General features: G+C 65.5%; 26 protein-coding genes. 12 read left to right on the forward strand and 14 right to left on the reverse strand.

Annotation, left to right across the window (positions count from 1 at the left end):
* Positions 1-3: 3 nt before the first annotated feature.
* The gene (nadA, locus tag ADADO0_RS00805; protein WP_511303180.1) at positions 4-999 is read right to left on the reverse strand and encodes a quinolinate synthase NadA; all 996 of its coding nucleotides are present in this window, start codon (positions 997-999) and stop codon (positions 4-6) included.
* Positions 1,000-1,312: 313 nt separating this feature from the next.
* The gene (locus tag ADADO0_RS00810; RefSeq protein ID WP_511303181.1) at positions 1,313-1,822 is read right to left on the reverse strand and encodes a hypothetical protein; all 510 of its coding nucleotides are present in this window, start codon (positions 1,820-1,822) and stop codon (positions 1,313-1,315) included.
* A 295-nt stretch (positions 1,823-2,117) separates the two neighbouring features.
* On the opposite strand from ADADO0_RS00810, the gene groES reads away from it, so the two are divergent.
* Positions 2,118-2,405, forward strand: coding sequence for a co-chaperone GroES (gene groES / locus ADADO0_RS00815; protein ID WP_511303182.1), 288 nt, complete (start codon positions 2,118-2,120; stop codon positions 2,403-2,405).
* 46 nt (positions 2,406-2,451) lie between these two features.
* Positions 2,452-4,089 carry a chaperonin GroEL gene (gene groL / locus ADADO0_RS00820; protein WP_511303183.1) on the forward strand — a complete coding sequence of 546 codons (1,638 nt, stop codon included), beginning with the start codon at positions 2,452-2,454 and terminating at the stop codon, positions 4,087-4,089.
* Between the two features lie 127 nt (positions 4,090-4,216).
* Here groL and ADADO0_RS00825 read toward each other — a convergent pair whose 3' ends face one another.
* On the reverse strand, positions 4,217-4,609 hold the full coding sequence (locus tag ADADO0_RS00825) for a hypothetical protein (protein ID WP_511303184.1): 393 nt from the start codon (positions 4,607-4,609) through the stop codon (positions 4,217-4,219).
* A 280-nt stretch (positions 4,610-4,889) separates the two neighbouring features.
* Here ADADO0_RS00825 and ADADO0_RS00830 point away from each other — a divergent pair, with 280 nt between their 5' ends.
* The 5 genes from ADADO0_RS00830 to ADADO0_RS00850 all read left to right on the forward strand — a co-directional run bounded on the left by ADADO0_RS00830 (position 4,890) and on the right by ADADO0_RS00850 (position 10,418).
* Positions 4,890-5,639: an SDR family oxidoreductase gene (locus tag ADADO0_RS00830; protein WP_511303185.1), complete on the forward strand. Its 750-nt coding sequence runs from the start codon at positions 4,890-4,892 to the stop codon at positions 5,637-5,639.
* A 79-nt stretch (positions 5,640-5,718) separates the two neighbouring features.
* Positions 5,719-8,040: a putative bifunctional diguanylate cyclase/phosphodiesterase gene (locus ADADO0_RS00835; RefSeq protein WP_511303186.1), complete on the forward strand. Its 2,322-nt coding sequence runs from the start codon at positions 5,719-5,721 to the stop codon at positions 8,038-8,040.
* Between the two features lie 83 nt (positions 8,041-8,123).
* Entirely contained in the window at positions 8,124-9,929 is a 1,806-nt protein-coding gene (gene lepA / locus ADADO0_RS00840; RefSeq protein WP_511303187.1) for a translation elongation factor 4, read from the forward strand.
* Positions 9,930-9,945: 16 nt separating this feature from the next.
* A complete protein-coding gene (locus ADADO0_RS00845; protein WP_511303188.1) occupies positions 9,946-10,206 on the forward strand; it encodes a DUF4258 domain-containing protein in 261 nt (86 codons plus the stop codon).
* Positions 10,194-10,418, forward strand: coding sequence for a DUF2283 domain-containing protein (locus ADADO0_RS00850; protein ID WP_511303189.1), 225 nt, complete (start codon positions 10,194-10,196; stop codon positions 10,416-10,418). Before ADADO0_RS00845 ends, ADADO0_RS00850 begins: the two co-directional genes overlap by 13 nt.
* 17 nt (positions 10,419-10,435) lie before the next feature.
* Here ADADO0_RS00850 and cytX read toward each other — a convergent pair whose 3' ends face one another.
* Together cytX and ADADO0_RS00860 are read right to left on the reverse strand one after the other, a co-directional pair.
* A complete protein-coding gene (gene cytX / locus ADADO0_RS00855; RefSeq protein WP_511303190.1) occupies positions 10,436-11,716 on the reverse strand; it encodes a putative hydroxymethylpyrimidine transporter CytX in 1,281 nt (426 codons plus the stop codon).
* A gap of 180 nt (positions 11,717-11,896) precedes the next feature.
* Positions 11,897-12,718: an MBL fold metallo-hydrolase gene (locus ADADO0_RS00860; protein WP_511303191.1), complete on the reverse strand. Its 822-nt coding sequence runs from the start codon at positions 12,716-12,718 to the stop codon at positions 11,897-11,899.
* A gap of 163 nt (positions 12,719-12,881) precedes the next feature.
* On the opposite strand from ADADO0_RS00860, the gene ADADO0_RS00865 reads away from it, so the two are divergent.
* The 3 genes from ADADO0_RS00865 (at position 12,882) to ADADO0_RS00875 (ending at position 16,362) form a co-directional block, all read left to right on the forward strand.
* On the forward strand, positions 12,882-13,022 hold the full coding sequence (locus ADADO0_RS00865; RefSeq protein ID WP_511303192.1) for a DUF3096 domain-containing protein: 141 nt from the start codon (positions 12,882-12,884) through the stop codon (positions 13,020-13,022).
* A 100-nt stretch (positions 13,023-13,122) separates the two neighbouring features.
* On the forward strand, positions 13,123-15,798 hold the full coding sequence (gene ppdK, locus ADADO0_RS00870; protein ID WP_511303193.1) for a pyruvate, phosphate dikinase: 2,676 nt from the start codon (positions 13,123-13,125) through the stop codon (positions 15,796-15,798).
* A gap of 168 nt (positions 15,799-15,966) precedes the next feature.
* Positions 15,967-16,362, forward strand: a complete 396-nt coding sequence (locus ADADO0_RS00875; RefSeq protein WP_511303194.1) for a DUF427 domain-containing protein — start codon at positions 15,967-15,969, stop codon at positions 16,360-16,362.
* Between the two features lie 56 nt (positions 16,363-16,418).
* Here ADADO0_RS00875 and ADADO0_RS00880 read toward each other — a convergent pair whose 3' ends face one another.
* The 5 genes from ADADO0_RS00880 to ADADO0_RS00900 form a co-directional block, all read right to left on the reverse strand.
* Positions 16,419-17,654 carry an HlyD family secretion protein gene (locus ADADO0_RS00880; protein WP_511303195.1) on the reverse strand — a complete coding sequence of 412 codons (1,236 nt, stop codon included), beginning with the start codon at positions 17,652-17,654 and terminating at the stop codon, positions 16,419-16,421.
* 3 nt (positions 17,655-17,657) lie between these two features.
* Positions 17,658-18,119, reverse strand: a complete 462-nt coding sequence (locus tag ADADO0_RS00885) for a hypothetical protein (RefSeq protein WP_511303196.1) — start codon at positions 18,117-18,119, stop codon at positions 17,658-17,660.
* Between the two features lie 196 nt (positions 18,120-18,315).
* The gene (locus ADADO0_RS00890; protein WP_511303197.1) at positions 18,316-18,975 is read right to left on the reverse strand and encodes a DUF1345 domain-containing protein; all 660 of its coding nucleotides are present in this window, start codon (positions 18,973-18,975) and stop codon (positions 18,316-18,318) included.
* Positions 18,976-19,080: 105 nt separating this feature from the next.
* On the reverse strand, positions 19,081-20,112 hold the full coding sequence (locus ADADO0_RS00895; protein WP_511303198.1) for an LLM class flavin-dependent oxidoreductase: 1,032 nt from the start codon (positions 20,110-20,112) through the stop codon (positions 19,081-19,083).
* Between the two features lie 128 nt (positions 20,113-20,240).
* A complete protein-coding gene (locus ADADO0_RS00900; protein WP_511303199.1) occupies positions 20,241-20,702 on the reverse strand; it encodes a MaoC family dehydratase in 462 nt (153 codons plus the stop codon).
* 88 nt (positions 20,703-20,790) lie between these two features.
* Here ADADO0_RS00900 and ADADO0_RS00905 point away from each other — a divergent pair, with 88 nt between their 5' ends.
* Both ADADO0_RS00905 and ADADO0_RS00910 read left to right on the forward strand, forming a co-directional pair.
* On the forward strand, positions 20,791-21,300 hold the full coding sequence (locus tag ADADO0_RS00905; protein WP_511303200.1) for a winged helix-turn-helix transcriptional regulator: 510 nt from the start codon (positions 20,791-20,793) through the stop codon (positions 21,298-21,300).
* Position 21,301: 1 nt separating this feature from the next.
* The gene (locus ADADO0_RS00910) at positions 21,302-22,699 is read left to right on the forward strand and encodes an MATE family efflux transporter (RefSeq protein ID WP_511303201.1); all 1,398 of its coding nucleotides are present in this window, start codon (positions 21,302-21,304) and stop codon (positions 22,697-22,699) included.
* Between the two features lie 15 nt (positions 22,700-22,714).
* Here ADADO0_RS00910 and dapB read toward each other — a convergent pair whose 3' ends face one another.
* Genes dapB through ADADO0_RS00930 form a run of 4 tightly spaced genes read right to left on the reverse strand, consistent with a single transcriptional unit; the run spans position 22,715 to position 25,499 of the window.
* Positions 22,715-23,530, reverse strand: a complete 816-nt coding sequence (dapB, locus tag ADADO0_RS00915; protein WP_511303202.1) for a 4-hydroxy-tetrahydrodipicolinate reductase — start codon at positions 23,528-23,530, stop codon at positions 22,715-22,717.
* A 32-nt stretch (positions 23,531-23,562) separates the two neighbouring features.
* Entirely contained in the window at positions 23,563-24,273 is a 711-nt protein-coding gene (pyrF, locus tag ADADO0_RS00920) for an orotidine-5'-phosphate decarboxylase (protein ID WP_511303203.1), read from the reverse strand.
* A gap of 2 nt (positions 24,274-24,275) precedes the next feature.
* The gene (locus ADADO0_RS00925; RefSeq protein WP_511303204.1) at positions 24,276-24,851 is read right to left on the reverse strand and encodes a histidine phosphatase family protein; all 576 of its coding nucleotides are present in this window, start codon (positions 24,849-24,851) and stop codon (positions 24,276-24,278) included.
* A 45-nt stretch (positions 24,852-24,896) separates the two neighbouring features.
* A complete protein-coding gene (locus ADADO0_RS00930; protein ID WP_511303205.1) occupies positions 24,897-25,499 on the reverse strand; it encodes a class I SAM-dependent methyltransferase in 603 nt (200 codons plus the stop codon).
* Positions 25,500-25,563 lie beyond the last annotated feature (64 nt).

The following is a 25,563-nucleotide window of genomic DNA, read 5'->3' on the forward strand; positions in this document are numbered from 1 at the left end:
GCCTCACCGGATCGCCAGCATGCGTTCGACGCTGGCGCGCGCGCCCGGCAAAAGGGCCGGGTCGACGATCACCTCAGGCGACATGTTTTCCAGGGCGCGGCGGATGTTGGAGAGCGTGATGCGCTTCATGTGCGGGCAGAGGTTGCACGGTTTCACGAAGTCGATTTCGGGATAGTGCACCGCCACATTGTCGCCCATGGAGCATTCGGTGACGAGCGCCACCCGCGCCGGACGCTTGTCCGCGACGAAGCTCACCATCTCGGCGGTGGAGCCGGAGAAGTCGGCCGCCTCCACCACTTCGGGCGGGCATTCGGGATGGGCGATCACGGTGACATCGGGGTAGATGTCGCGGATATCGGCGATATCCATGGGCGTGAAGCGCTCATGGACCTCGCAGCGGCCATGCCAGGAGATGATCTCCACATGGGTCTGGGCGGCGATGTTGCGGGCGAGATATTCGTCCGGGATCATGATGACACGCGGCACCCCCAGGGCCTCCACCACCTTCTTGGCATTGCCGGAGGTGCAGCAGATGTCGGATTCCGCCTTCACCGCCGCCGAGGTGTTCACATAGGTGACGACGGGCACGCCGGGATACTTCGCCTTCAGCGCGCGCACATCCTCGGGCCGGATGGATTCGGCCAGCGAGCAGCCGGCCTTCTCATCGGGGATCAGCACGATCTTGTCGGGGTTCAGCACCTTGGCGGTCTCCGCCATGAAGTGCACGCCGGCCATGAGGATCACGTCGGCATCGGTGGCCGCCGCCTCGCGGGCGAGCGCCAGGCTGTCGCCGACGATATCCGCCACGGTGTGGAAGATTTCCGGCGACTGGTAATTGTGCGCCAGGAGCACCGCGTTGCGGCGTTGCTTCAGCTCCAGGATCGCCGCGATGTCGTCGGCCAGAAGCTGCCATTCCATGGGCGGCACATGGCGCCGCACCCGCTCGTAGAGGTGCGGCAGGGGCAGGGTGGCGAGGTCCGTGGCTGGAACGTGAAGCATGGCGCATACCTCCCGCTATGCTCAAATTGAGCATAAGTGGAATGAAAAAATCGCCGGTCGAAAGCCGGCTTCATTGCTTATGCTAACTGTGAGCATAACTCGCCGTCAATCCGGTCTCAGCGGAAAATGCCGGCGTAGACGCCAAAGACGCCGCTAATCGATTGCGGGTGCTCGCATTTCGGGGCTGGAATTTTTCTCAAATTCGCCGCGCCGCTTATCCAAGCGGGAGTTTCGGGTCGAGGCGGCATCGCTCGACCCGTTCATCGCGGATGGAATGCCCCGGCCTCGCCTTGCGATGCCGGGTCAGGCCCAATCAGGGGCAGCGCACATAGACCATGGTGCCGTAACGCTTCTGCACGTCGGGATCCATCCAGCGCAGCACCAGCACGTTGCCGTTGAACGAGACCACCTGACGGTCGCGCTCGGCGCCGGCGGGGTCCTCGGCGGGGCCGATGAACGTCGGCTGGCCGGGAACCTGCTTTGAGATCACCTCGGTCTGCTTGGTTTCATCCGCCAGATACATCAACACGCCGCCGCTCGGGCCTGCGGTGATGATGTAGGGATTGCTGCATTGCGCCTTGGCTTGGTTTTCCGTGCGCACCGCGTCCTCGGGCCGATGATAGGCGGCAAGGCCGTAGCGGCCGACCAGGGCGGATGCCGGGATCGGGCTGGTGTATTGCGGAATGGCCGGCACCGGGGGCGGCGGGGGCTCGGAGGCGCAGCCGGCGAGCGCGAGCGCGCTGAGCGCGAAGCCGAAGGCGACGAGGCGCGCGCGAACGCTCCTTTTGAGGGCGTCTGCGGAAGGGATTGAGGACAGGGGCATTCACACACTCCGAGCCGAAGCCAGCACTGCGGCGTCGCGTTCACTTCGTTGCGACAGGGACCATAGAGCCTGATGATCGCGGCGTCGATTCTCGTCCCGGACTAGCCTCCGGCCCGCCTCCCGCACCCCGACACGCACATTCTACGGCGGCATCTCTTACATAAAGGTAAGGGACGCGGCCTTGACGCGCGAGGGGCATGTCCCTATCTCCGGGGCAGGCTAGCACTCGGGTAAGCCGAGTGCCAAAAGCCGCGAGCGCCGCGCTCGCCGAAAAAAATTGAAGAGGATCAGGCCCATGTCCTTCCGCCCTCTGCACGACCGGGTGGTCGTAAAGCGCATTGAAGCCGAGCAGAAGACTGCCGGTGGCATCATCATCCCCGACACCGCCAAGGAAAAGCCCCAGGAAGGCGAGATCGTCTCCGCCGGCCCCGGCGCCCGCGACGAGAGCGGCAAGGTCGTCCCGCTGGACGTCAAGGCCGGCGATCGCGTCCTGTTCGGCAAGTGGTCCGGCACCGAAGTGAAGGTGGACGGCCAGGATCTTCTTATCATGAAGGAAAGCGACATCCTCGGCGTGATCGCCTGAGCGTCCTTTCCCTCGTCACCATTTCTCTTATTCAGGAGCACGCCACATGGCTGCCAAAGAAGTAAAATTTGCGGGTGATGCCCGCGAGAAGATGCTGCGCGGCGTGGATATCCTCGCCAACGCGGTGAAGGTCACGCTCGGCCCCAAGGGCCGTAACGTCGTGATCGAGAAGTCGTTCGGCGCGCCGCGCATCACCAAGGACGGCGTCACCGTCGCGAAGGAAATCGAGCTTGAGGACCGGTTCGAGAACCTCGGCGCTCAGCTGGTTCGCGAAGTCGCTTCCAAGACCAACGACAAGGCCGGTGACGGTACCACCACCGCGACCGTGCTGGCCCAGGCCATCGTCAAGGAAGGCGCCAAGGCGGTTGCCGCCGGCATGAACCCGATGGACCTGAAGCGCGGCATCGACCTCGCGGTCGCCGCTGCCATCGCCGACATCCGCGCCCGCGCCAAGAAGGTGTCCTCCTCCGCCGAAGTGGCGCAGGTCGGCACCATCTCCGCGAACGGCGATGCCTCGATCGGCGAAATGATCGCCGGCGCGATGCAGCGCGTGGGCAATGAAGGCGTCATCACGGTCGAAGAGGCCAAGACCGCCGACACCGAGCTCGACGTCGTCGAAGGCATGCAGTTCGACCGCGGCTATCTCTCCCCGTACTTCATCACGAATGCGGAGAAGATGATCGCCGAGCTGGAAGATCCCTATCTGCTGATCTTCGAGAAGAAGCTCTCCGGCCTTCAGCCGATCCTGCCGGTTCTCGAAGCCGTCGTGCAGTCCGGCAAGCCGCTCGTGATCGTGGCCGAGGACGTCGAGGGCGAAGCCCTTGCCACCCTGGTCGTGAACCGCCTGCGCGGCGGCCTCAAGGTCGCGGCCGTGAAGGCTCCCGGCTTCGGCGATCGCCGCAAGGCCATGCTGGAGGACATCGCGATCCTCACCGGTGGCCAGGTGATCTCGGAAGACCTCGGCATAAAGCTTGAGAATGTCACCCTCGACATGCTCGGCCGCGCCAAGAAGGTGATCCTCGAGAAGGAAAAGACCACCATCGTGGACGGCGTCGGCGAGAAAGCCGGCATCGAAGCCCGCGTGGCGCAGATCAAGGCGCAGATCGAGGAAACCTCCTCGGACTACGACCGCGAGAAGCTCCAGGAGCGTCTGGCGAAGCTCGCCGGCGGCGTCGCGGTGATCCGCGTCGGCGGTTCCACGGAAGTGGAAGTGAAGGAAAAGAAGGACCGCGTCGACGACGCCCTGAACGCGACCCGCGCTGCGGTCGAAGAAGGCATCGTCCCGGGCGGCGGCATTGCTCTGCTGCGCGCCAAGAAGGCCGCGGCTCTGGTGACCTCCACCAACCCGGACATCACCGCCGGTATCAAGATCGTGCTGCGCGCCCTTGAGGCCCCCATCCGCCAGATCGCGGAAAATGCGGGCGTCGAAGGCTCCATCGTGGTCGGCAAGGTGCAGGAGTCGGATGATCCGAACTTCGGCTTCAACGCGCAGACCGAAGAGTATGTGGACATGATCGCCACCGGCATCGTCGATCCGGCGAAGGTCGTGCGCACCGCTCTCCAGGACGCCGCGTCCGTGGCCGGCCTGCTGGTCACCACCGAAGCCCTGGTCGCCGAGCTGCCCAAGCGTGAAGCCGGCGGCCCCTCGATGCCGGGCGGCGGCATGGGTGGCATGGACTTCTGATCCTTTCAGAATCAGAAAACAGAAGGGCGCGGCGAAAGCCGCGCCCTTTTTGTTTGCCCGCCCGAGGGGGAGATCGCTGGTCAAATCCGCTTGCGAGAGTTCCGCGAAACGCATGTCGCATGGCGCATCAGCGGCGCTGGTAATGAATCCGGTTACGCGGGTTGCCGGCCTGGGTGGCATTGAAGCCGTCGGGGGTCGGCTGGAGATAGAATTGCGCGCCGTTGACGTACAGATTTCCGCCGCGAACGTAGGCGGGGACCTTCTGTCCGTTCACGAAGGCGAGAGAGCGGCCGTCGGGCGCGATGCTGAGCCCCAATTGGAGGCCCTGGCGGTTGAACCCGACATAATTGCCGGCCAGCCAGCCGGGAAAGCCGCCGCGCGAGGGCGGGGGACCATATTGCTGCTGCTGCGGGGGCGGCGGGTAATAGGGCCGCTGCTGCTGCGGGGGCGGATAATATTGCGCCAGCTGCACCGGCGGCTGGTTATCCTGGGAAGCGAACGCCGGTGAGCCCGTACCCATGCTTAATGGCAGGGCAAGCAAGCTGGCCCCGATCAGTCCCAATGAAATTGCCGCTCTCATCGCGTTCCCCAAACACTGTTCGCAGGTTCTGTCGCCGACCTTATCGCACGAGAACCGACTAAAAATTAACGAAGCGGGATCGCGCATAAAAAACTTGCTTGGACAACGGTGGCGCCGCCTAAAAGGTTGCAGAAGAAGAGGTTGAGGCGGCGATTTTCGGGTGGCGCACAGGCGCACGAACCGCACACTGCTCCGCGCGAATCGCCGGAGACTTGATCCCATGCCCCATCCTTTCTCTCTCGCCGGCCGCACCGCGCTGGTTACGGGCGCCACCTCCGGCATCGGCTTTGAGATCGCGCGCGGGCTGGCGCAGGCGGGTGCGCAAGTCACGATCAACGGCCGCGACCAAGAGCGGCTCGATGCCGCCTGCGCCGTCCTCGCGGAAGATGGCGCAGTGACAGGACTGGCCTTCGACGTCTCGGATGAAGCTGCGATCGTGCGGGCGCTGGAAGCCGCCCCCGGCTTCGATATCCTGGTGAACAACGCCGGCCTGCGGGACCGCCGCGCCTTCCTGGAACTCGACACCACCGCGCTGCGCCGGCTTATCGATGCCATTGTCTTGGGCCCGGCCACGCTTGCCCGCCTTCTGGTGCCTGAAATGGCGGCGCGCGGCTGGGGGCGGATCATCAATGTCACCTCCATCGCTGGTCCCCTTGGACGGCCGGGCGATGCCGGTTACATCACCGCCAAGGGCGGGCTGGAGGCGCTGACGCGGGCGCTCGCCGCCGAGTTCGGGCCGCAGGGCATCACGGTGAACGCGATCGCACCGGGATATTTCGCAACCTTCCCCAACCGCACCATGGTCACCGACCTCGAGACCGAAGAATGGCTCAAGAAGCGCACGTCCATCGGCCGCTGGGGACAGCCCGAGGAGGTCGCGGGAGCGGCGGTTTTCCTGGCGTCCCCCGCTGCCGGCTACGTCACTGGCCAAGTTCTGGCCGTGGATGGCGGCTATATCGCGCATTTCTAGTGCTCCAGCTATCACCGCGCATTGTGCTGGACCCGGCTTCACGCCTATCAAGGGCGAACATGGCGGGGGCGGATCGCCAATGGACGAAACACGGCTAAATCTCTGGACCGGCGAGTTCCTTGGCCAAGACCAGGAATGGGCCTACCGCGAGCAGCGGGTGGCCGAGCTGGCACGCCATGCCCGCATTCTTCTTGTCCTCTCCGCCCTGCTCAATACCGCGTTCCTGGTGAGCGACTGGCGGTTCTACGGGCAGCCCCATTTCTTGGTCGCCTTGCCCGCGCGCGGCATCACGATCCTGATCGCGCTGGTCTGCCTTTATCTGGTCGGCCGGGTGCAGACCTATCGCAGCATCCAAGCGGTGCTGCTGCTTTGGCAATGGGTCACGGCGATCGCCGTCGGCGTGCTGGTGTCGGCACGCAGCGACATCGCGCTGGTGGTGGTGCTGCTGCTGCCAGCCATCTACTACCTCGCTGTGCCCATCGCGTTCGTCTGGGTGGTTGCGAGCGGCGCGGGGTGCAGCATCCTGCTGCTGCTGGGCTATGTCGGCGTGCCGCCCCACGGCGAGACGGTGCTCGGCCTCGCCTTGGCGCAACTGACCCTCAACGTCGCCTTGATCCTCGCGGTGATCCAGTCGAACCGCCAGGGACGGCTGGAATGGGCCGCGACCCAGGCCGAGCGGATTGCCCGCAAAGTGCTGATCCAGAGCCAGCATCTGCTGGAACACACCTTCATGGCGGTGCCCACCCCGCTGCTGATCTCCGAGGTCGAGACCGGGCGGATCGTGCGTTACAACGAGGCTGGCGCGCGCTATTTCGGCGGGGACCCCGAAACTTTCGGCATCTCCTCCACCGTTGATATGTACGAGGACGCCGCCTCGCGCGCCCAATTCCTCGACAAGCTGGCGCGGGAGGGCCGCGTCACCAATTTCGAGACCAAGATCCGGCTCGGCCATGGCGAAATCCGCACCGTGCTGCTCGCCGCTGCCTTTACCGAACTGGACGGGCGCGCCTGCGTGGTCTCGGCTGTGGTCGATATCACCGACCGCCTCGCCGCAGAGCAGAAGGTGCGCTACGCCGCGACCCACGATGCCTTGACTGGCCTGATCAACCGCGCCGCCTTCCAGGCCAAGCTCGACGACATGATCCGACACGCCTCCGACCTGCCCGGCACCGTGGTGCTGCTGCTGGTCGACCTCGATGGTCTTAAGGACGTGAACGACACGCTCGGCCACGATGCCGGCGACGCGCTGCTGATGGAAACCGCGCGGCGGCTGGAGCATCTGGCCGCCGATCTTGGGGCGGTGGCGCGGCTTGGCGGCGATGAATTCGTCGTGCTCATGCAGGCCCAGCACACCGCTCAGGCCGCGCTCGACCTCGCCGACGCCATCCTGCGTGATTTCCGCCAGCCGCTGGCCTATGGCGACCGGCATCTCTCCAGCCGCGCCAGCATCGGCATCGCGGTCTGCCCGTCGCCCGACTATGCCCCCGGCGAGTTGATGAAGGACGCGGACCTCGCGCTCTATGCTGCGAAGAAGCAGGGCCGCAACCGCGCGGTCCTCTATGCGCCCGCCATGCGCCGCGCCATGAGCGAGCGTGTGCTGCTGAGCCGCGAACTGGTGAACGCCATCAATCGCAAGGCAATCCTGCCGTTCTACCAGCCCAAGATTTCGCTGGTGACGGGGCGGCTGGTGGGGTTGGAGGCGCTGATGCGCTGGCAGCAGGGCGCCGGGCTGATCGTGCCGCCGGATAAATTCATCTCGGCGTTCGAAGACCCCGAGCTTGCGGTGCAGATGGGCGAGACCATCCTGCGCCAGATCGCGCGCGACGCCCGCTCCTGGCTCGACCAGGACATCAATTTCGGTCGCATCGCCTTCAACCTCGCTCCGGCTCAATTCACCCACCCGCGCCTCGCCTCTCACCTGCTGGGTCTGATCTGGGACGAGGAGGTGGAGCCTCGGCATTTCGACGTCGAGGTGACGGAGACCGTGTTCCTCGGCCGGGATTCCGAGTTCGTGGCGCCGATCCTCGACGAGCTTTACGCCGCCGGCATGCGCATCGCGTTGGACGATTTCGGCACCGGCTACGCTGCCCTCACGCATTTGAAGCAATTGCCGATCGATGCGGTGAAGATCGACCGCTCGTTTGTCCAGCAATTGGAGAGCGACCCGTTCGATGCCGCCATCGTCTGCGCGGTGATCGAGCTGGGGAAGAATCTCGGGCTGCGGGTGATCGCGGAGGGGGTGGAAACCCTGAGCCAGGCGCGCTTCCTGCGCGAGCGCGGTTGCGAATATGCCCAGGGCTACCTTTACGGCTACCCCATGTCCGAAGCCGCCATCATCGAGTTTCTGAAGCGTGAGAGCAACGAGCTTTCCGCCACCCGCGTGAGCGAGCTTCTAGGCTGAGGAGTGCCGCGCGTGGCGTGGAACTTCAAATCCTCGCGCCGGCGCGCCTTGTCCCCCCTCCGGGCCAGTGCTATGCGGCCCGGATGACCGCCAGCGCACAAAAGAACATCCGCAACTTTTCCATTGTCGCTCATATCGACCATGGCAAGTCCACCCTCGCCGACCGGCTGATCCAGATCACGGGCGGGCTGACTGAACGCGAGATGACGGAACAAGTGCTCGACAGCATGGACATCGAGCGCGAGCGCGGCATCACCATCAAGGCGCAGACCGTCCGCCTGTCCTATAAGGCCAAGGACGGGGAGACCTATATCCTCAACCTCATCGACACGCCGGGGCATGTGGACTTCGCCTATGAGGTGAACCGCTCGCTCGCCGCCGTCGAGGGGTCGCTGCTTGTGGTGGATGCGTCCCAGGGGGTTGAGGCGCAGACGCTCGCCAACGTCTACCAGGCCATCGAAAACAACCACGAGATCGTTCCGGTCCTCAACAAGGTGGACCTGCCCGCCGCCGAGCCCGAGAAGGTGAAGGCGCAGATCGAGGATGTGATCGGCATCGACGCCTCCCAGGCCATCGGCATCTCGGCCAAGACCGGGCTGAACGTCGACCAGGTGCTGGAGGCCATCGTCACCCGCCTGCCGCCGCCCATGGGCGACCGTGACGCGCCGCTGAAGGCGCTGCTGGTGGATAGCTGGTACGACACCTACCTCGGCGTGGTGGTGCTGGTGCGGGTGGTGGACGGCGTGGTCCGCAAGGGCCAGCGCATCAAGATGATGCGCACGGGGGCCGTCTACGACATGGACCGCGTCGGTGTATTCACCCCCAAGATGGTGGCCATGGAGAGCCTGGGTCCCGGCGAGATCGGCTTCCTCACCGGCTCCATCAAGGAAGTGGCGGAAACCCGCGTCGGCGACACCATCACCGATGAAAAGAAGCCCGCCTCCGAACCCTTGCCGGGCTTCAAGCCAGCCCAGCCCGTGGTGTTCTGCGGCCTGTTCCCGGTGGATGCGGCCGATTTCGAGGACCTGCGCGCCGCCATGGGCAAGCTGCGCCTCAACGATGCCAGCTTCTCCTTCGAGATGGAGACCTCGGCGGCGCTCGGCTTCGGCTTCCGCTGCGGGTTCCTCGGCTTGCTGCACCTGGAAATCATCCAGGAGCGGCTGGAGCGCGAGTTCAATCTCGACCTGATCGCCACCGCGCCCTCGGTCATCTACCAGATGGAGCTGAACGACGGCTCCGTCATCGACATGCACAATCCGGCCGACATGCCGGACGTGGTGAAGATCAAGGAAATCCGCGAGCCCTGGATCCGCGCCACCATCCTGACCCCGGACGATTATCTCGGCAGCGTACTGAAGCTCTGCCAGGACCGGCGCGGCAACCAGATCGAGCTGACCTATGTCGGCTCGCGCGCCATGGTCACTTACGACCTGCCGCTCAATGAGGTGGTGTTCGACTTCTACGACCGGCTGAAGTCGATCTCCAAGGGCTACGCCTCGTTCGACTACAACATCACCGACTATCGCGAGGGCGACCTCGTAAAAATGTCGCTGCTGGTGAACGGCGAGCCGGTGGATGCGCTCTCCATGCTGGTCCATCGCGGCCGGGCGGAGCATCGCGGTCGGGCCATGTGCGAGAAGCTGAAGGACCTGATCCCGCAGCATCTGTTCAACATCCCGATCCAGGCCGCCATCGGCGCCAAGATCATCGCCCGCGAGACCATCAAGGCCCTGCGCAAGGACGTGACCGCCAAGTGCTACGGCGGCGACATCTCGCGCAAGCGCAAGCTGCTGGACAAGCAGAAAGAGGGTAAGAAGAAGATGCGCCAGTTCGGCAAGGTGGAAATCCCCCAAGAAGCCTTCATCGCTGCGCTGAAGATGGATGATTGAGGATGAGCAGGAGGGCATGAAGCAGATCAAGCTGACTGCTCATGCCTCCCAGCAGGCGGCCAGGCGTGGCATCCCGCTGCCATGGCTTTACCAAACCATCCGCTCCCCTGCATGGACTGAGGCTGACCCAACTGACGCCGAAAAGCGCCGTTGCTTTTCACCAGTTCCGGAGCATGAGGGACGCGTGCTGCGGGTTGTCTGCGTGGAGACTGAACGCGAAATCCGCGTTATAACCGCATTCTTCGACAGAGACGCGAGGCCGCCATGGCCGACATGACCTATGATCCGCAAGCGGACGCGGTGTATATCCAAGTTGGAAAGAGCCAAATCGTACGGTCCGTCGAGGCTGCGGACGATGTGGTGCTCGACTATGACGGGAACGGCCGCATTGTCGGGATAGAGGTGTTGAGCGCAAGCGCACGCCTAGCGCCCGGCGCTTGGCGCCAAGCGCCGCGACCCTCAGCTCCGGACGTGGATGCAGCCGAATAAACGAATAAAGGCTGGCTTCACCGCCTCTGCGCATGGAATGCCACATGGGCAGCGCCCGCTACCAAGAGAGCGGGCAGGGTGGCGCCGAGGCTGGGGGCGAAGGTGGTCACGGCGTGGAACACCACGATGCCCAGCACCCAGGCACCGACGCCCGCAAGGTGCCAGCCGCCGGAGAACCAATAGGCCCCGCCCTTGCGGTCAATCTCGGCGGTCGCGATCACCCGGCGGCGGACGATGAAATGGTCCGCCAGCACCACGCCGAACAACGGCGCGAACACCGAACTGATCAGAAGCAGGAAGCTTTCATACTGCGCCAGTGGCACGGCGAGGGCCACCAGCGTGCACAGGGCGCCGAAGCCCAGCGCCATCATCGGCACCTTGCCCGCGACCAGCGTGCGCGCGGAGACCGCCGCCGAATGGATGTCGGCAAAGGCGTTGTCGGTCTCGTCCAGCAGGATCATCAGCAGCGCCAGCCCGCCGCCAGCGGTGGCGAGCGCCGCCACCAGCGAGACCTCGCCGCCCGAGGCGAGGCCATAGGCGGCGCCCAGGCCGTAGAACCAGATGTTGGCGACGAAATAGCCGAGCGCGCTGCCCCTGAACATGGCCCGCGGGGAGCGCCCGAAGCGGGTGTAGTCGGAAATCAGCGGCAGCCAGGACAGCGGCATGGCGATCACCAGATCCACCGCGCTACCGAAGCTCATCGCGCCGGTGCCGGGCTTGGCAAATAAGGCGGCGAGGTCGTTCTGCGCCAGCAGGCGCCAGGTGAGCCACGCCGCTGCCGCCAACAGCAGCCAGAGCCCGTAGGCGCGCAGGAAACGGCGCACGAAGGAGACCGGTCCCATCACCGCGATGAGGGTGGCAAGCGCGCCGAACGCCAGGGTCCACAGGCCGGGGAAGGAAAAGCCGAAGGCGGATTTGGCGAGCGCATCCGCCGCATCGCCCATGACGATGATCTCGAACGACCCCCAGCCGACCAGTTGCACCACATTGATGATGGTCGGCAGGATCGCGCCGCGCAGGCCCAGTGTCGGCCGCAGCATGGCCATGGAAGCAAGGCCGGAATCCGCGCCGATCACCCCCACCGCCGCCAGAAGCACCACGCCGAAGGTCGTGCCGACCAGGATGGCGGCGAACGCCGCGCCCAGGCTCAGCGCGGGAGTGAGGAGCGCACCCGCCTGGAGCACCAAAAGCCCGATGCCCAGGCTGAACCACAGCGCGAACGCATCGCGCATCACGAACACGCGCCGCTCGGGGGCGACGGGAACCAGGGGATCGTAAGAGGTGTGGGCTGTTTCCATCGGAAATCACCGGGGCAAGGGTTGATGCCTCCGGGCCAGAAGCCGCGCGGCGCCGCATTTCTGCTCTATATCAGCGCGGCGGAATGTCGAGCGGGCACGGTGCAATCAGGAGCTTTTCCAAAGGCGTATGGCCGGCGCGCGGCGTTTTGCCAGATCTTCCCTAACGGCACTTTGAAGCCTTCATCGGCCTGGCAGCACCAGCACGGTCGGCTTGCCCGGCAGCATCTCCCGCGAGAGCATCACCGTGGGCGAGGCCGAGCGGGTGATTTCATAGTCCTTGCCGAGGCGCGACAGGAAACGGTCGAGGCCATATGAGCTGAAATAATGCATCGGGATGATGAGTGGCGCGTTGATCGCCTTCAGCGTCTCCACCATGCCTTCGATGTCGAGCGTGTAGGAGCCGTCCACCGGCGCCAGCACCACGTCGATGCGCCCCAGCGCCTCCAGATGGTCGCGGGTGAGGAGATGGTGCAAATGGCCGAGGTGGGCGATGCATAGGCCCGCCACCTCGAACACGAACATGGAATTGCCCTCGTAGAGCGTGCTCGAGCCGTAGCGGATGTTGGTGGAAACGTTGCGAATCCACACATCGTCCAGGGTGAGTTCGTGATGCGCCGGCCCGCCCTCGGGGTTCCAGCCGCGCAGGACATAGGCGATGCCGGGGTCCGGGTGCTCGGTGTAATGGGTGTCATGTGCCCGGTTCATGGTCGCCACCATGGGCACGATGCTGGGCCGCACATAATCATTATAGTCGGTGACGATGGTGATGCCCTTGGGGCTTTCGATCAGAAAGGTGGCGTGGCCGACGAAGGTGAGACTCACCTGATTGCCCTCGGCGGCGACCGGCCGGTAGGCCGCCTTCCAAACCTTTGGTGTGAGAGAGGGCATGGGCGCCTGGGCCACCATGCGCGGGCATTTCTCCGGCTGCGCCTGCGCCGGCAAAGCGAGACCCATCAGGGCGAGGCTGCCGAGCGCGGCCGCAAAAAGACCCTTCCACAACATTGCCAAGGCTCCCCATCCCACGCTCACCCAGCGTCAGCATCGCCGGGCACGCCGTCTGGTTCAATGATGCGGCATTTCACACCGGCGTGACATAGCCGGGAACCGAGGGGCGCCGCCCGTCCTTCTCAGCGTGAGCATTGCCGCAGCAGCTGAGGAGCGCGCCATGAATATCGACATTGTCATGCTTTCCCCCATCATCGCCTTGGTCGCCGGTGTTCTGATCCTGGTGTTTCCGCGCCTCCTCAACATCCTCGTGGCGGTCTATCTCATCCTCATCGGCATTCTCGGCCTCATTCCCCATTGAGGGGTGCGCCGAACGCTACAGTTGAAGGCGCGGCCCGCGCGGGCTAAAGCAACGGCGCTGTTTTTCCGCGACGCGTGAACATCCCAAGGGATCTTTGACGATGACGAAATGGGTCTACTCCTTCGGCGACGGCACGGCCGAAGGGAAAGCCGAAATGCGGAACCTGCTGGGCGGCAAGGGCGCAAACCTCGCCGAGATGGCCAATCTCGGCCTCCCGGTTCCTCCTGGCTTCACCATTCCGACTGAGGTGTGCACCTATTATTATGCGCACGGTGAGACCTATCCCGCCGAGCTGAAGGGCGATGTCGCGCAGGCGCTGGCCAAGGTCGGCGCAATCACCGGCAAGACCTTCGGCGATCCCGCGAACCCGCTGCTGGTCTCGGTGCGCTCCGGCGCCCGCGCCTCCATGCCGGGCATGATGGACACGGTGCTGAACCTCGGCCTCAACGACGCGACCGTGGAAGCCGTGGCGCAACTGGCCGACCGGCGCTTCGCCTATGACAGCTACCGCCGCTTCATCACCATGTATTCCGACGTGGTGCTGGGCGTGGACCATCACCATTTCGAGGAGCTTCTCGAATCCTATAAGCTCAAGAACGGCCACACCCTCGACACCGACCTCTCTGCCGACGATTGGGCGGAGCTGGTGGTCCAGTACAAGGCCATGGTCGAGAAGAAGCTCGGCAAGCCGTTCCCGCAGGACCCCCATGAGCAGCTCTGGGGTGCCATCGGCGCTGTGTTCGGATCCTGGATGAACCAGCGCGCCATCACCTATCGCCGCCTGCACTCCATTCCGGAGAGCTGGGGCACCGCGCTGAACGTGCAAGCCATGGTGTTCGGCAACATGGGCGACACCTCGGCCACCGGCGTCGCCTTCACGCGCAATCCCTCCACCGGCGAGCATGCGCTCTATGGCGAGTTCCTGGTGAATGCCCAGGGCGAGGACGTGGTGGCGGGCATTCGCACCCCGCAGGACCTGACCGAGAAGGCCCGCAAGGAGGCCGGCTCCGACAAGCCGTCCATGGAAAACGCCCTGCCGGAAGCCTTCAAGGAGTTCGAGCGCATCTCCAAGGTGCTCGAAAACCACTACCGGGACATGCAGGACCTGGAGTTCACGGTCGAGAAGGGCAAGCTCTGGATGCTCCAGACCCGCTCCGGCAAGCGCACCGCCAAGGCGGCCCTGCGCATCGCCGTCGAGTTGGCGAACGAGGGGCTGATCACCCAGCAGGAAGCGGTGTTGCGCGTCGACCCCGCCGCCCTCGACCAGTTGCTCCACCCCGCCATCGACCCCAAGGCCGAGCGCAAGGTGGTGGCGAGCGGCCTGCCGGCATCGCCCGGCGCCGCCGCCGGCGCCATCGTGTTCTCGGCGGACGAGGCCGAGGAGATGAAGGGCCAGGGCCGCAAGGTGATCCTGGTGCGCGTCGAGACGAGCCCTGAGGACATCCACGGCATGCACGCGGCCGAGGGCATCCTGACCTCGCGCGGCGGCATGACCTCGCACGCAGCCGTGGTGGCGCGCGGCATGGGCAAGCCCTGCGTCTCCGGCGCCGGCTCGCTGCGCATCGACTATGCAGCGCAGACCCTCACCGTGTCCGGCCAGACCTTCAAGAAGGGCGACATCATCACCATCGACGGCTCCACCGGGCAGGTGCTGGCCGGCGAAGTGCCGATGCTCCAGCCGGAAATGTCCGGTGAATTCGCCACCCTCATGGGTTGGGCGGACAAAGTTCGTCGGCTCAAGATCCGCGCCAATGCTGAGACCCCGGCGGATGCCCGCATGGCCCGCTCGTTCGGCGCCGAGGGCATCGGCCTGTCGCGCACCGAGCATATGTTCTTCGACGCCGGTCGCATTCTCGCGGTGCGCGAGATGATCCTGGCGGACGACGAGGCCGGGCGCCGTTCGGCGCTCGCCAAGCTGCTGCCCATGCAGCGGGCGGATTTCGTTGAGCTGTTCGAGATCATGAAGGGCCTGCCCGTCACCATCCGCCTGCTCGACCCGCCGCTGCACGAGTTCCTGCCCCACACCGACGCGGAAGTGGCGGAAGTGGCGAAAAGCCTCGGTGTCGAGGTGGAGCGCATCGAGCGTCGCCAGAAGGAACTGCATGAGGTGAACCCCATGCTCGGCTTCCGGGGCTGCCGCATCGCCATCGCCTTCCCCGAGATCGCAGAGATGCAGGCCCGCGCCATCTTCGAGGCGGCGGTGATTGCCGCCAAGTCGACAGGCGAAGCGGTTGTGCCGGAAGTCATGGTGCCCCTGATCGCCACCAAGGCGGAGTTCGATATCGTCGACGCCGTGATCCGCAAGACCGCCAAGGCGGTGGAGGCCGAGACCGGCGCCAAGCTCACCTTCCAGGTGGGCACAATGATCGAGCTGCCGCGTGCCTGCCTGCGCGCCGAGGAAATCGCCGAGACGGCCGAGTTCTTCTCGTTCGGCACCAACGATCTGACTCAGACCTGCTACGGCGTTTCGCGCGACGACGCCGGCACCTTCCTCGGGCCCTATGTGCAAAAGGGCATCATCGAGGTGGACCCGTTCGTCTCCATCGACGTCAACGGTGTGGGCGAACTGGTGAAGATCGGCGTCGAGCGGGGCCGCAAGTCCCGTCCCGACATCAAGCTCGGCATCTGCGGCGAGCATGGCGGCGACCCGGCGTCTGTCGCGTTCTGCGAAGAGGTCGGCCTCGACTACGTATCGTGCTCGCCGTTCCGCGTCCCCATCGCCCGCCTCGCCGCCGCCCAGGCAGCGCTCGGCCGCAAGGCCTCCAGCCAAGCCTGAGGATTTCATTTCCTCCCATACATCCCCTCTCCGCTTGCGGGGAGGGGGCGCATGGCATCGGTGGGCTGCCCACCTAATCTTTCTACATCGCCGGATTGTCCGACGCTGGTCTTCCGGTCGCGCGTGCCCACATACAGGCACATGCCCCGGGAGCCAGAGAGGACTGCCATGGACCAGAATGTCGCCGCCAGGCCGGTGAAGATCCCCGGCCCCGATCATCCCATTGCCATTGTCCGCAATCCCGACAGGGTGGTTGTCACGCTCGCCGGTCAGGTGATCGCTGATACCCGCAGCGCGCTCACTTTGCGCGAGGCGGCGTATCCGCCGGTGCACTACATTCCCCGCGTAGACGTGGACATGACGCTGCTGGCGCGGACGGATCACGCCACCTATTGCCCCTATAAGGGCGCATGTTCCTATTTCAGCATCCCCTCCGGCGGCGCCCGCTCGGTGAATGCGGTGTGGAGCTACGAGGCGCCCTATGAGGCGGTTGCGGCCATCAAGGATTACCTCGCCTTCTACCCCGACGGGGTGGACTCCATCGACATCCAGCCCGGAGCGTAGCGTTTCACGACACCGCGAAGGCGTTGACGCGATGCCGCGCCTTCGCGGGTCGGGCCTTAGTGGCCGCTGAAGACGAGGGTCTGGATGGGCAGCATCAATGCCTGCATCCGCAGGATCATCGCATGCACGATCCCAACCGCATCCACGCCGTGCAGAACCAGCCCGTGCAGGGTCCCGACCTTACCGGAGGCGATCAGGTCGTGATTGCTGCTGTAGGCGTTGGCGATGCAACTGCTTCCGGGCGTCACCCCTTCCAGCCCGCCCTCATAAAGAGGCTGGAGGAAGACGAGGATGGTGCCCGGCCGGGTTACCTGCTGCGCATCGATCAGCTGCTCCCCGGCGCGGAATTGTCCGGCGGCGATGAAATCCTGCACTGAGGTCACCACCATCGGAATGACCGTCATCGGCATGGAGATGCAGGTGACCTCGGCGAGCATGCCCACCTTCATGACCTGGGCCTCGATCTGACCGAAGCCCGCCTGAATGGCCCGTCGGCCGGCGCCCTGCGGGATGAGAACGCCGGCGGGGCGCATGAACGGATTGACGATATCGCCCACCTGCAAGGCAAACTGCTCGACATGCCCGCTCACGCCCGCGCGAACCACGGTCTTGTCCAACTCCACCTGCGCCTGCGCCAACGCGGCTTCGGCACTCGCCCTCTCTGCCGGAAGGAGCACGGAAATCCGCACCTCCTGGGCCGCCTTCGCGGCGAGCGCGGAATCGAGCGCGCCCTTGCGCCCCTCGGCGAGGTTTTCCAGACGCTCTATCTCGCGCGGCGCGACGGTCGCCGGATTGCGCCGGCTGAGTTCCTGCTTGGTGTTCAACTCGTCCAGGGCCTGCTGGTGGCCGCTTCTTGCCTCCTGGATCCGGCCTTCCGACGACAGCAGGTCGATCCGCGCCACCGCCAACGCCGCATCGACCTCGGCGATCTTGCGGCGCTCCGCTTCCACCGCTGCCGCCTGCTTCGTGCCGTCCAACCTGAAGATCGGCGCGCCCTGCTTGATGGTGCCGCTTGTGCCGTCGACATAGATCTCGGCGACGCGCCCGTTGGTCTCGGGAACGATGGGGATGGTCCGGAAATAGAGCGTCGCATTGCTGGTCGACGGGTGATTATAGAAAATCACCGTGATCAGCCCCACGGTCAGCATCAGGCAGGTAATGATCCCCCACCGCAGCTCGAAGAACACGGAATAGAGCGTGATCTCCTTGCCGATGCGCTTTCCCTGGCCGTAGCGGCGGTAGAGATAGTCCGGGAAGATCGTCAGCAGGGAGCACAGAAGAAGCTCGAGCATGGGTCAGCCCTCCGTGCGCGCAGGCGCGAGTTGCGCCGTCGCGGGCGGCGGCGGGGGCGCGTGTTCGAGCGGAACGCGGAGGCTGGGATCGTCCGGCACGCCATCGGCTCCGGCGCCTGGTGCTATGCCGGCGATCTTCTCCAGCGATCCCGCGATCCGGCCGAAAAAGCCGCCGAAATCGGGAAGGTCGATCAGGGCGAGCAGCAGTCCGGCAACCCAGAAGAGGTGCACATGCGTGAAGAGGGCCAGCAGGCCCAGAACCGCGACGATCTCGAATTGGAGCTTCTTGGATTTGTGCGCGATACGCTCGGGCAAGGTGTGCAGCCGCAGGAACACAAGGCCCATCCCAAGAACCGCGGCGAACAGGACGATGCCTGCCACCACCATAAGGGTATCGGTTTCGCCAGGTGCAGTAATGAAGGCCGGCATATGGTGGGACGCGGCAGGATTGATCGCTGGAGTCACACCCACCTCGTGTCCGATTTACCTGTCCGGGAGCCGGGGCCTGCCCAAACGGAAGAATAGCGCGCACGGCTGGAGTGTCAGTGACGAGCCAGCCGCAGAGTCTCAGATATCCGCCCGCCTCGTTTAAGCATAGCCTTACCGCCAGATTATTTTTGATCCGACATTCGCTTTGGGACGGGCGTCTGCGCCCGTTCCTTCAGCCGCCGCTGAGGACGTTGATGGTGAAGGCAAGGATGCCCAGGTTGTAGATGAACGCCTCCAGGCAGTGCAGCGTCACGACCCGGCGGAAATCCGGGTCGGTGATTTCCACGTCCGAGGTCTGGAAGGTCATCCCCAGGCAGAAGGCGAAATAGACGAAGTCCCAGTAGCCGGGCTCTGGGGTGCCGGGAAACGCGAGCCCGCCCGCATCCTTGCCGGCATCCGAGCTGTAGTACATGTGGGCGTAATGGACGGCATAGACTGTGTTGCTGAACAGCCAGGCGATGGCGAGTGTCGCGACGATGACGACGATCAGCAGCGGGCCGGTATTGCCCTTTTCCATCAGTTCGTTCGCCACCACGGCGAGGATCACCAGCACGACCACGAATGTGACGGCCAGCAGGCTCGGCCGGTTGGCGTCGTTCTGTTTGGCCGTCCGCCGCATGGCGACGGGGTCGTGGCCCAGCAGCGACCAGCAGGAGGCGAGGAAGACCAGGCTGGCGACGTCGAAACCGATCATCACGCCGAGGCGCCAGCCCCAAAGACACACCGCGCCGGCACTCGCGAGCACCAGGATGACGGCGAAGGCGACGAAGCGAGCCGGGGCAATCACATTGCCGATATTGCGGGATATGCCCCGAAGATCCGTGCCAGCCATGGTTCGGACATGCCCCCGTTGGCGAGAAGGCGGGACCCTAGGCCCGCCCGCATGCCCATGCCAGACTTCTTATCGCCGGGGTGGCGTATAAGAAGTCTTCAGGGATCACGCGCCGAGCATCTCGCGCACCAGGGGGATGACCTTGGTGCCGTAAAGCTCGATGCAGCGCATGAGCTTGTGGTGGGGCAGCGGACCGCCGGAATATTTCAGGTCGAAACGATCGATGCCCAGCGCCCGCACTGTTGCGGCGATCTTCTTGGCGACCGTCTCCGGCGAGCCGACATAGAGCGAGCCCCCGTCCGCCTCCCCGTCGAACTCATCGCGGCCCATCGGCGGCCAGCCGCGTTCGGCGCCGATCCGGTCGCGCATCTTCTTGTAGTCGGGAAACAATTCTTCCCGCGCCTGGGCATCCGTGTCGGCGATATAGCCGGGCGAGTGCACGCCCACCGGCAGCGTGGGCTTTTCCAATTGACCCAGCGCGCGGTGGTAGAGGTCCACATAAGGGCGGAACCGCTTGGGATCGCCGCCGATGATGGCGAGCATGAGCGGCAGGCCGTAGCGCGCCGCGCGCACCACGGATTCGGGCGTGCCGCCCACGCCGATCCAGGTCTTCAGCGTGCCGCGCTCGATCGGCGGAAACACCCGCTGGTCTTTCAACGGCGGGCGGATCGACCCCTCCCAGGTCACCGGCTCGCCGGAGATCAGGCCGGCGAACAGATCCAGCTTCTCCGAGAACAGGGTCTCGTACTGGTTCATGGGAAAACCGAACAGCGGGAAGCTCTCGGTGAAGGAGCCGCGCCCCAGGATCACCTCGGCGCGCCCGTTGGAGATGGCGTCCACTGTGGAAAATCGCTGGAACACCCGGATCGGGTCGTCGGAGGATAGCACCGTCACCGCCGAGCCCAGCCGGATGCGGCTGGTCTTCGCCGCGATGGCCGCAAGCACCACCTCAGGAGCGGAGATCGCGAAATCGGCGCGGTGATGCTCGCCGACGCCGAAAAAATCGACCCCCACGCTATCCGCCAGCGCCGCTTGGGCGATCAGGTCGCGGATCACCTGGGCATGGGGCAGCAGGACGCCGTCCGGCCCGGCGGTGACGTCGCCGAAAGTGTCGAGGCCGAGTTCAAGGTGGGACACGGACATACGCTCCAATGGGGCCGATGGCGGCTTTTAGCAGATGTGGTGCGGCCCGGTCGTTCCGGCCATTGCCCCGGTGCAAGGACCCGTTTGCGTGGGGGCAAGTTCGTCCCGCACCACCGCCAGCCTCACCCGCCAAACCGTCGCGGCACAACGAGCTTTGCGCTGAGGATCTGCGCCACCTCGCCCCTCTGGTTCTTCGTCTCGCTTCGCAGCAGCACCATGCCCCGTTCCGGGCGCGAACGGGACGGGGTGATCTCCATCACCTCGCTCTCCACATGCAACGTATCGCCTGGGCGCGTCGGGCGCGGCCATGAAATCTCCCCGCCCGCGCCGATGACCCCGCCGGCCATGGGCACGCTCTCCACCAGCATCCGCATGGTGAGCGCCATGGTGTGCCAGCCGCTCGCCGCCAGTCCGCCGAAGAAGGTGCCCTTGGCGGCTTCCTCATCCATGTGAAATGGCTGGGGGTCGAAGGCGCCCGCGAATGCCTTGATGGCGGTTGCATCCACCGTCACGCCCGCACTCGTAAACCGCTGCCCCACACGCAGATCGTCCAGATACAGAAGTTCCGCCGCGATCCCGGACATGGCCGCCATCTCCTGAATTAAGTTACTTGCATGATGATAGTCAAAAGATTATAAGGACGCCATATCTGTTTTGAGAATGGCCTCGCCCATGAAGCGCACCAGCTTCGGAACCATGTCCTGCCCCATCGCCCGCAGCCTGGAGCGCGTTGGCGAATGGTGGAGCATTCTGATCCTGCGGGATGCGCTGAACGGCTTCACCCGGTTCGACGATTTCCAGAAAAGCCTCGGCATCGCCCCCAACATGCTGACGCGCCGTCTCAACGGTCTGGTGGAAGAGGGCCTGATGGAGCGCCAGCCCTACAGCACCCGTCCGCCGCGCTTTGAATATGTGCTCACCGAGCGGGGGCGCGACTTCAAGCCGGTGGTGGTGTCGCTGCTGGCCTGGGGCAATCGCCATTTCGCGCCGGAGGGGGAGAGCGTGGTGATCCGCAACATCGAGACCGGCGATCTGGCCGATCCCGTCCTGGTGGACCGCATCAGCGGCCGCCCGATGACCGACCCGGTGTTCCGCAGCGGGCCGGGCCCCGCAGCGGGCGAAGGCACGCACCGCAAGTTCGCCGCTCTCCAATCCTTGCGCGATGGCGCGGGAGCCGAATGACATGAACATCGCCTCTCCCCAGGTTGCCGCCTCAGCGCCCGTCCCGCAGCACAGCGCCCGCACGCTGCACATGCTCCAGGCGCCGATCCTGCCCATGCTCCTGCGCATGGCATGGCCCAACATCCTGATCATGGTGGCGCAAGCCTCGACCGGCCTGATCGAGACCTGGTGGATCTCCCATCTGGGCACCGATGCGCTGGCCGGCATGGCCCTGGTGTTTCCGCCCGTCATGCTGATGCAGATGGTGTCCAACGGCGCCATGGGCGGGGGCATCTCCTCCGCCATCGCCCGTGCGCTGGGCCGTGCCGACCGGGTCGGGGCGGATGCCCTGGTGCTTCACGCCGTGGTCATCAACATCGCCATCGCGCTCGTGCTCACCGCGATCATGCTCATCTGGGGCCGCCCAATCTATCGCGCGCTCGGCGGCGAGGGGCCGGAGCTGGAAGCGGCACTCACCTATTCCAACGTCGTGTTCGCGGGCATGGTCAGCCTGTGGCTGATGGCCGGGCTCGCCAGCATCATCCGGGGCACCGGCAACATGATGTTCCCGGCGTTCGTGATCTGCGGCGGCGTGGTGCTGCTGATCCCGCTCTCACCGCTGCTGATCTTCGGCTTCGGCCCGATCCCCGCCATGGGCGTGGCCGGCGGCGGCGCGGCGCTGGTGATCTACAACACCGGCGGCATGCTGGTGATGGCTTGGTACATTCTCTCCGGCCGGAACGTGGCGCAGTTCCGCTGGGTGCGGCTGCACTGGTCCATGTTCAAGGAGATTCTGCGCATCGGCGCGGTGGCGGCGATCACCTCGCTCCAGACCAATGTCACCATCGCCTTGGCGACAGCGCTGGTGGCGGGCGCGGCGAGCATCGACGCGGTGGCCGGCTTCGGCACCGGCGCACGGCTGGAATATCTGCTGGTGCCACTGGTGTTCGGCCTCGGCGGTCCCCTGGTGGCCCTGGTGGGCACCAATATGGGCGCGGGCCAGAATCAGCGGGCGCTGCGCATCGCCTTGATCGGCGGGGCCATCGCGTTCGGATTGACGGAGACCATCGGCATCCTCGCCGCGATCTGGCCCGCTGCGTGGTTGTCCCTGTTCAGCACGGATCCGGCGATGATCGCCACCGGCAGTGCCTATCTCAGGATTGTCGGTCCGACCTATGGCTTCTTCGGCCTTGGCCTGTGTCTCTATTTCGCCTCACAGGGCGCGGGACGCCTGATGTGGCCGCTCCTGGCGGGTACGCTGCGCATCGTCATCGCCGGCGGCGGCGGATGGCTTGCCTTGCGGCTCACCGGCTCCCTCACCGCCCTGTTCGGCGCCCTGGCGCTTGGGCTGGTGGTCTATGGCCTCACCATCGCTGGCGCCGTGAAATCCGGCGTGTGGTTCAAGAACCGGGCGGCGTGAAGATGTGGCCGGGCTTCAGAATCCGCTGAGGCCCAGCACGTCCGCCATGGAATAAAGGCCGGGCTCCCGGCCCACCGCCCAGCGGGCGGCGGTGAGGGCGCCGTTGGCGAAGATCGAGCGGTCTTCCGCCTTGTGCACCAGTTCGATGCGCTCCGACGGGCCGGCGAAGATAACGATGTGCTCGCCCACCACAGAGCCGCCGCGTAGGCTGGCAAAGCCGATATCGCCCGCCTTGCGGCTCCCGGTGTGCCCGTCGCGCACACGAACCGCGTGCTCCTCGAGCATGACCTCACGCCCCTCTGCGGCCGCCTCGCCAAGCAGCAGAGCCGTGCCCGAGGGCGCATCCACCTTGCGGGCATGATGCATTTCCACGATCTCGATATCGAAATCGTCCCCCAGGGTCGCCGCCACACGGCGGGTCAGCGCCGCCAGCAGATTGACGCCCAGGCTCATGTTGCCGGACTTGACGATCGCGGTGCGCCGCGCCGCCGCCGCGACGGCGGAGAGGTCCTGCGAGGAGAAGCCGGTTGTGCCGATGACATGGGCGATCCCCGCCTCGGCGAGCCGATCGGCCAATCGCACGGACGAGGAGGGCGAGGAGAAATCGACCACGACGTCGACCCCGTTCAATACCGCGCCCACATCCGCCTGGACCGTAACGCCCGACGCAGGGAGACCGGCCAGCACGCCGGCATCATCGCCGAGATGGGTGCTGGCGGAGTGCTCAAGCGCGCCCGCGAGCACCATTCCCTCGCCTTCCAGGACGGCGCGCAGAAGCGTGCGGCCCATGCGGCCGCCGGCGCCGGAGATAACGATGCGAAGGTCCGACAAATTGCTACCCCGTCCCTGATGCTGCGGCGACCTTAACGGCCGCTGGCTTCCATTTCAGCGAGAATCGCGCGCGCCGCCGCCGCCGGATCTTGCGCTGCCGTGATCGGGCGTCCGACCACGATGGCGTTGGCGCCAGCCGCGACCGCGTCTCCCGGCGTTGCGATGCGCTTCTGATCGCCGACGTCGGCGCCCTGCGGCCGGACGCCAGGCGTCACCACCAGCCCGTCCGGCCCAAGAATGCTGCGCACCCGCCGCGCATCGGTCGGCGCGCAGATGACGCCGGCAATGCCTGCCTCGCGCGCTTGAGCGGCGCGCCGCAGCACCATGTCCTCGACCCGGCCGGCATAGCCGGCCGCCGCAAGATCGCTGTCGTCATAGGAGGTGAGAACCGTGACCCCCAGCACCTTCATGGCGCTGCCCTTGGCACCGCGCGCCGCCGCAGCAAGGGTCTGCGGATAGGCATGGACCGTCAGAAGCGTCATGCCGCGTTCGGCGGCGGCGGCCGTGGCGCGTTCCACAGTCTGGCCGATGTCGTGCAGCTTCAGGTCGAGAAAGACTTTCTTGCCCGCGCCGATCAGGTCGGCGGCGAGGTCGAGGCCGCCGGAAATGGTCAGCTCCAGGCCGATCTTGTAGAAATCCACCGCATCCCCGAGCTGCCAGACCATCGCTTCGGCGGCGGCGACCGAGGGGAAATCGAGAGCGACGATCAGCCGGTCGCGCGGGTCCGCTTGAGGGGCTTCCATGATCAAGCCTCGTCTTCCATGGCGCGCCAGCGCGTGGGCGCCTGTGTTTCGGTCAGCGCATACCAGCAGCCCCCGCCGACCGGCGGCTGGTCGTGGGCGCGGGAGATCGGATAGCCGGCGAGATGGCACAAAAGCAAAGTGCCGACGCCGCCGTGGCCGACGAAGATGGTTGGCACATCAGGCGCCTCGGCCAGCGCCGATTCCACCGCGCCGACGATGCGCGCCTGCGCATCCGCCGCGCGCTCCCAGCCGCGCACGCTCTGTTGGGGATGGGCAAAGAATTCGTTGGCGACCGCTTGAAACTCCGCCTCCGGCAGGAAGCCGGTCGCGGAGCGGTCGTTCTCGTGCATATGGGCGCGGATCTCAACGCCGATGCCAAGCGCCACGCCGATCACGGCGGCGGTCTCCTTGGCCTTGACCTCATCGCTGGAAACGACGCGCCCATATCTCGCAAGAAGCGGCAACTGGGAGAAGGCGACGGTGCGCGCCACGCCGACATCCGACAGCGACCAGTCCGGCACGGGGACGGCCGGATCGACCTTAACCTGCGGATGGCTGACATAGATGAAAGGCGTCATGCCGCACCTCGATGGCGAACAGGCGCGCCCCGCAGGGCTGGCCGATCAGGGACGGCGATAAACCCAAACCCGTGCAGGCGGCAGGTTCCACCAGACGCGCGGCGAACGCTCGCCCTTGATCTGACCGGGCTTGAGCGGCACCGGCGAAACCACCGCATAGGTGAACTGGACGAACGGCGCATCCTGCACGCACAGGTCGAATGCCTCGTTCACCATGCGGTCGCGATCTTGCGGCGAGCGGGTGAACAGCGGCAGGGACGAGATGGTGCCGATCGCCGGGGCGGGCAGTTTGTCCTTGAGTGTCTCGCGCATCTCATACGCATCGCCCTGGATGACGGTGACGCCCGGATAGCGCCGACGCAGCAGGCCGCAGAACTCCCGGTTATATTCGATGAGGAACAGCCGCTCGGGGGCAAAGCCGCGATTGAGCAGCGCCCGCGTGACCGGCCCTGTGCCCGGTCCAAGCTCGATCACCGGCCCCTCGACCTTCGGATCGAGGTATCCCGCCATCATCTTGGCCAACGCGCGGCCGGACGGCGACACCGCCCCGGTCTTTAGGGGGCTCTGGAACCATGATTGGAGAAAGCGGATCTCGTCGTTCACCTGCGGCTTGGACTTTGGGCCGCGCGGATTCGGAGACTGGAGCATTCGGCCGGCTCCGTGCCAGGTGAATAAAGTCTGCTGCCCGCGATTAGACGGGAAACAAGACGGG

This window comes from Aquabacter sp. (assembly GCF_965279295.1).
Classification (GTDB): domain Bacteria; phylum Pseudomonadota; class Alphaproteobacteria; order Rhizobiales; family Xanthobacteraceae; genus Aquabacter.

Coding starts and splice junctions, on each gene's coding strand:
- nadA (WP_511303180.1), bottom strand. CDS start 999: ATGCTTCACGTTCCAGCCACGGACCTCGCCACCCTGCCCCTGCCGCAC.
- ADADO0_RS00810 (WP_511303181.1), bottom strand. CDS start 1,822: ATGCCCCTGTCCTCAATCCCTTCCGCAGACGCCCTCAAAAGGAGCGTT.
- groES (WP_511303182.1), top strand. CDS start 2,118: ATGTCCTTCCGCCCTCTGCACGACCGGGTGGTCGTAAAGCGCATTGAA.
- groL (WP_511303183.1), top strand. CDS start 2,452: ATGGCTGCCAAAGAAGTAAAATTTGCGGGTGATGCCCGCGAGAAGATG.
- ADADO0_RS00825 (WP_511303184.1), bottom strand. CDS start 4,609: ATGGGTACGGGCTCACCGGCGTTCGCTTCCCAGGATAACCAGCCGCCG.
- ADADO0_RS00830 (WP_511303185.1), top strand. CDS start 4,890: ATGCCCCATCCTTTCTCTCTCGCCGGCCGCACCGCGCTGGTTACGGGC.
- ADADO0_RS00835 (WP_511303186.1), top strand. CDS start 5,719: ATGGACGAAACACGGCTAAATCTCTGGACCGGCGAGTTCCTTGGCCAA.
- lepA (WP_511303187.1), top strand. CDS start 8,124: ATGACCGCCAGCGCACAAAAGAACATCCGCAACTTTTCCATTGTCGCT.
- ADADO0_RS00845 (WP_511303188.1), top strand. CDS start 9,946: ATGAAGCAGATCAAGCTGACTGCTCATGCCTCCCAGCAGGCGGCCAGG.
- ADADO0_RS00850 (WP_511303189.1), top strand. CDS start 10,194: ATGGCCGACATGACCTATGATCCGCAAGCGGACGCGGTGTATATCCAA.
- cytX (WP_511303190.1), bottom strand. CDS start 11,716: ATGGAAACAGCCCACACCTCTTACGATCCCCTGGTTCCCGTCGCCCCC.
- ADADO0_RS00860 (WP_511303191.1), bottom strand. CDS start 12,718: ATGTTGTGGAAGGGTCTTTTTGCGGCCGCGCTCGGCAGCCTCGCCCTG.
- ADADO0_RS00865 (WP_511303192.1), top strand. CDS start 12,882: ATGAATATCGACATTGTCATGCTTTCCCCCATCATCGCCTTGGTCGCC.
- ppdK (WP_511303193.1), top strand. CDS start 13,123: ATGACGAAATGGGTCTACTCCTTCGGCGACGGCACGGCCGAAGGGAAA.
- ADADO0_RS00875 (WP_511303194.1), top strand. CDS start 15,967: ATGGACCAGAATGTCGCCGCCAGGCCGGTGAAGATCCCCGGCCCCGAT.
- ADADO0_RS00880 (WP_511303195.1), bottom strand. CDS start 17,654: ATGCTCGAGCTTCTTCTGTGCTCCCTGCTGACGATCTTCCCGGACTAT.
- ADADO0_RS00890 (WP_511303197.1), bottom strand. CDS start 18,975: ATGGCTGGCACGGATCTTCGGGGCATATCCCGCAATATCGGCAATGTG.
- ADADO0_RS00900 (WP_511303199.1), bottom strand. CDS start 20,702: ATGTCCGGGATCGCGGCGGAACTTCTGTATCTGGACGATCTGCGTGTG.
- ADADO0_RS00905 (WP_511303200.1), top strand. CDS start 20,791: ATGAAGCGCACCAGCTTCGGAACCATGTCCTGCCCCATCGCCCGCAGC.
- ADADO0_RS00910 (WP_511303201.1), top strand. CDS start 21,302: ATGAACATCGCCTCTCCCCAGGTTGCCGCCTCAGCGCCCGTCCCGCAG.
- pyrF (WP_511303203.1), bottom strand. CDS start 24,273: ATGGAAGCCCCTCAAGCGGACCCGCGCGACCGGCTGATCGTCGCTCTC.
- ADADO0_RS00925 (WP_511303204.1), bottom strand. CDS start 24,851: ATGACGCCTTTCATCTATGTCAGCCATCCGCAGGTTAAGGTCGATCCG.
- ADADO0_RS00930 (WP_511303205.1), bottom strand. CDS start 25,499: ATGCTCCAGTCTCCGAATCCGCGCGGCCCAAAGTCCAAGCCGCAGGTG.